This window comes from Acidobacteriota bacterium (assembly GCA_034211275.1).
Taxonomy (GTDB): domain Bacteria; phylum Acidobacteriota; class Thermoanaerobaculia; order Multivoradales; family JAHZIX01; genus JAGQSE01.
In genome coordinates, this window is record JAXHTF010000321.1 from 1 (window position 1) to 3,878 (window position 3,878).

3 protein-coding genes are annotated in these 3,878 nt (G+C 66.3%); all 3 read left to right on the forward strand.

The window, feature by feature from the left end; all coding sequences use genetic code 11:
* Window positions 1–319: 319 nt before the first annotated feature.
* The gene (locus SX243_25515; protein MDY7096348.1) at window positions 320–832 is read left to right on the forward strand and encodes a hypothetical protein; all 513 of its coding nucleotides are present in this window, start codon (window positions 320–322) and stop codon (window positions 830–832) included.
* Window positions 822–2,729 carry a PA domain-containing protein gene (locus tag SX243_25520; protein MDY7096349.1) on the forward strand — a complete coding sequence of 636 codons (1,908 nt, stop codon included), beginning with the start codon at window positions 822–824 and terminating at the stop codon, window positions 2,727–2,729. The genes SX243_25515 and SX243_25520 overlap by 11 nt, the downstream gene beginning before the upstream one ends.
* A gap of 363 nt (window positions 2,730–3,092) precedes the next feature.
* On the forward strand, window positions 3,093–3,878 hold a 786-nt coding region (locus SX243_25525; GenBank protein ID MDY7096350.1), incomplete at its 3' end, for a glycosyltransferase family 2 protein.

Consider the following 3,878-nt stretch of genomic DNA (forward strand, 5'->3'; position numbering starts at 1 on the left):
GGGGGCGGGGGCGCCCCCCCCGCCCCCCCGGGCCGGGGGTAACCGGACGGGGACAAGGGGGAGGTTTACCAACTTGCAGCGGGATGTCAAGGAGAAGCCAGGGCTGCGGGCGTTCGTGCGGTATGTGGAATGCCGAGACAGATATTGGGCGACGGAGTGACGAATTTGGGAACGGTGTCTCACTTCTGGCATCTCTCTGCACTTCCATCGTGAATACGGCAAATATGTATTTGCTATCCCATGGCTCGCTCTCGTGTAGCCCGATTCCAGGGCTTCGAGCTCGCGAGTTCATCCCACAACCCTTCTCAGGAGGTGGATTTTGAATCGATTGGAGAGACGGCAAGGAGACCTGTACCGCGGCCTCTGGGCTCTGGCCCTGCTGGCGGTGGTGACCCTCTGGGCCGGTAGCGCCCAGGCCGGGAACGAAGAAGCTACTCAGGCAGAGACCCCGGACCATCCTCGGGTTTCGGTGATTCAGGCGGAGCCCTCGGACACCGCCCCGACGGTGCGGGTGGTGCAGGCCATGCGGGTGGTTCGGGATGCCGAGACCGGCGAGCTGCGAGCTCCCACGGCCCAGGAAATGACACGCTTCCAGCGGGCCGACGCGGGCCTGGACCGACGCTCTGAAGGCCTCGAAGAGGTCCAGCGGGCGGGTACTACCGTGACCGTCGATTTGCAGGGCCGCTTTCTCAGCGCGTCGGTAGTGACCGTCGACGCTGCGGGGACGGTCCACGGATCCTGTGTCGACGCTCCGCAGCAGGCGGAGACGGTCCTCACCGGCGACGCGGACGAACTGGAAGCCGCCCGGCAGGAGGTGCGCAATGAGAGGTAAGCTCTTCGCCTGCACCGCCGCTCTGCTGCTTCTGCTCACCGCCGGCACCGCCGGCGCCGCCACCATCACCATCGTCAACGTCGACGGCCCCGGCGAGGGCTTCAACGACCCGACGCCGGCGACCCCGGTGGGTGGCAATCCCGGCACCACCATCGGCCAGCAGCGGCTCATCGCCTTCCAGGATGCCGCCGACGTTTGGGCCGCGACCCTCGACAGCGCGGTGGAGATTCGCATCCAGGCGAGCATCGACCCGCTCTTCTGCACCGCCGGCTCCGCCACCCTCGGCGCCGCCGGCACCATCCAGGTGGCCCGGGACTTCCCCGGCGCCCCGCTAGCGGGGACCTGGTACCACATCGCTCTGGCCAACAAGCTCGCCGGCGTCGATCTGATTCCCGGTGCTCCGGGCACCGGCGCTGACGACATCCAGGCCTTCTTCAACAGCGATATCGACAACAACCCCAACTGCCTGGCCGGCACCAACTGGTACTACGGCCTGGACCACAATGAGGGGACGGACATCGACTTCAAGGCGGTGGTGTTGCACGAGCTCAACCACGGGCTGGGCTTCGCCAACTTCGTCGACGAGACCACCGGCGCTCTGCTGGCGGGCTTCCCGGATGTCTACACCCACTTCACCCTGGACACCAACCTCGGGCTGTACTGGGATCAGATGACCGACGCTCAGCGTCAGGCTTCCGCCATCAGCTGCGACGCGGTGGTGTGGGACGGCGCCAACGTCAACACCTTCGCGCCCTTCGTCCTCGACCAGGGGACTCCCATCCTCGACGTCCAGGCTCCCAACTCCATCGCCGGCGCCTACCGGGTGGGTACGGCGAGCTTCGGGCCGCCCATCAGCACCCCCGGTGTCACCGGCTCGGTGGAGCTGGTGGACGACGCCACCAGCACCGTCACCGACGGCTGTGAGCCCCTGGTGGGCTTCACCGCCGGCAATATCGCCCTCATCGACCGCGGCAGCTGCGCCTTCACCGTCAAGGTACAGAACGCCGAGGCGGCGGGAGCCACGGCGGCGATCATCGCCGACAATGTGGCCGGCTGCCCGCCGGTGGGATTGGGTGGTGCCGGCACCACGACGATTCCGGCGGCGCGCATCACCCTCGATCTCGGCAACGACATCAAGACCGCCCTCGGCGGCGGCACCGTCACCGCCAATTTGGGGGTCGACCCGACCCGCCTCGCCGGGGCCAACAGCGCCGGTATGGTGCAGCTCTACGCCGCCGATCCGGTGGCTCCGGGTTCGTCCATCTCCCATTGGGACACCCTGGCCAGCCCGGATCTGCTGATGGAGCCGTTCAGCACTCCCGGTCTCACTTCGGACCTGGACCTGAGCCCGGCTCAGGCGGCGGATATCGGCTGGATGTTCCTGCAGACCTGTGGCAACAACCTGCGCGAGGGAGTGGAGCTGTGTGACGGCACCGACCTCAACGGGCAGACCTGCGTGTCCTTGGGCTTCGACGGCGGCACTCTGGGGTGTGACAACACCTGCACCGCCTTCGACACCACCGCCTGCGTTCTGTGCGACCGGGGTCGTACCTGGGGCAAGTGGAATCAGCCCACCGGCATTCAGCTGGGGCATTTCTCCGGCGGCCTCTACATCAACAGCAGCACCGCTCTCTACAAGATCGTCGGCTCGATCCTGCCCACCGCTCCCGGCAAGGGTGTGATCACCGGCATCATCTACGACGGCGTGGCGCCGGAGCCGGACTATTACGTCCTCGGCGATTGGAGCACGACCGGCCCCAACCAGGGCAAGTTCGGCTCCAAGGTCTTCGAGTTCGGCACCGGCAATACCGTCGGCGTCTTCGAGGGCGATTGGAGGGATGATCCCAGCTTCGCCCTCGTCGGCAAGTTCGGCGGTGCCTGGGAGATCTGCAACTAGCCCCGATCCAACCCCATCCTCGGCGTAGTCGGTGACGTCTTCGCCGAGGCCTACCAGCCCCGCGAAGGTCCGGTATCCATCGGGCCGCCGCGGGGCTTTTCTAGTGCCCTCTTGCCGTCGATACGGGGTGGGGGACCGGCTCCCCTTGCGGCTCGTCGCCGCATCGCTCATCCTTGTCCGGGCTCGTTCACCTCTCGTTCATACGCCTGGGCTAAATTATGATGAGACGAGGCGTGGTGAGTCGGGCCACGGTTCGTCGATGGAGGTTTCCTCCGGTCTCAGCCAACTTCAGTTCCGGCAAACCGTTTCCGAGGTTCCCATGCTGCTCGCGCAACCAAGACCTACCCCCCGGGAGGCCGCCGTATGAAGATCGAATTGGTCTCCATCACCATTCCCGTCCACAACGAAGAAGACAATCTGCGCGTCCTGACGCAGGAAATCGATCACGCCCTGGCCGCCAGCGGCCAGGATTACGAAGTGCTTTACGTCGACGACGCCAGCACCGACGGAAGCCTCACGGTGCTGCGCCAACTCGCCATGGGCGACCCTCGGATCCGCGTCCTGGCCCTGACCCGGCGAGTGGGGCAATCCGGCGCCCTGGCCCATGCTTTCGAGGCCGCTCGAGGCGAGGTGGTGGTGACGCTGGACGCCGACCTGCAGAACGATCCGGCGGATATCCCGCGCATGTTGGCGGCCCTGGAGGACCTGGACATGGTCATCGGCGTGCGCACCACCCGCCACGACAACTGGCTGCGGCGGCTCTCCTCGCGGGTGGCCAACGCGGTGCGCGGACGTATACTCGGCGACGGCGCCCTCGATACCGGCTGCGCCCTCAAGGTGATGCGCCGGAAGACCGTCGCTCGCCTGCCGGCGTTCAACGGTATGCACCGTTTCCTGCCGGCACTGGTGCGCATGGAAGGGGGCCAGCTGGCACAGGTACCCGTGAGGCACCGGCCTCGCCTCCACGGCAAGCCTAAATACAACGTTCGCAACCGGCTGGGCCGGGGCGTAGTGGATCTCCTCGGCGTGCTCTGGATGCAACACCGATGGGTCCCCCGTCAGCCGATAGAAGAGGTGGAGTTATGTTTCGGCCGTCGGTCTGGATCGCCATCGGTTTCCTCGGTCAAGCCCTTTTCTTTGCCCGATTCC

Excerpts from the sequence above, each read along its gene's own strand:
- SX243_25520 (MDY7096349.1), top strand. The coding sequence starts at position 822 with ATGAGAGGTAAGCTCTTCGCCTGCACCGCCGCTCTGCTGCTTCTGCTC.